The organism is Colwellia psychrerythraea, from assembly GCF_000764185.1.
Taxonomy (GTDB): Bacteria; Pseudomonadota; Gammaproteobacteria; order Enterobacterales; family Alteromonadaceae; genus Colwellia; species Colwellia psychrerythraea_B.
Window position 1 is genome coordinate 1 of record NZ_JQEC01000076.1, and the last position, 500, is coordinate 500.

Genomic DNA, 500 nt, shown 5'->3' on the forward strand with positions numbered 1-500 from the left:
CATGATAACTTGAAATACGCATGAAAAACAAACAAAAAATATAAGGGAATACTGGAGTGCTTAAGACAATAAGCTTCAGGTCTTTTCCATGCGATATGAAAACAATAATAAATTATATATGGGGAATTTGAATGAAAATCAAACAGGCTAGTTTTAAACCAAGTAAAACTTTTTTGGCCGTATCACTTGCTGCGAGCACAGTGATTTCTACCAACACATTTGCTGCACAAAGCTGTGATGGCATCAACGCATATCCGGATTTCCCACAGGTAGATTGGCAGGGAAATCCTGATCACGCGAATACCGGTGATGTGATGCAATTTTCTGGTAGTGCTTACACTGCACAGTGGTGGACAAAATCAACGCCAGGCAGTGATAATAGCTGGGCCTTGAAACATGAATGTGCTGGTGATGTAACGCCGACGCCAACTCCTACACCGACGCCGACGCCAACTCCTACACCGACGCCAACTCCTACACCGACGCCGACGCCAACTCCT

1 protein-coding gene is annotated in these 500 nt (G+C 44.2%); it reads left to right on the top strand.

Annotated elements, in window-relative coordinates:
* Positions 1 to 131 precede the first annotated feature (131 nt).
* A partial coding sequence (locus GAB14E_RS00015) for a cellulose-binding domain-containing protein (RefSeq protein ID WP_033084710.1) occupies positions 132 to 500 on the top strand: 369 nt, incomplete at its 3' end.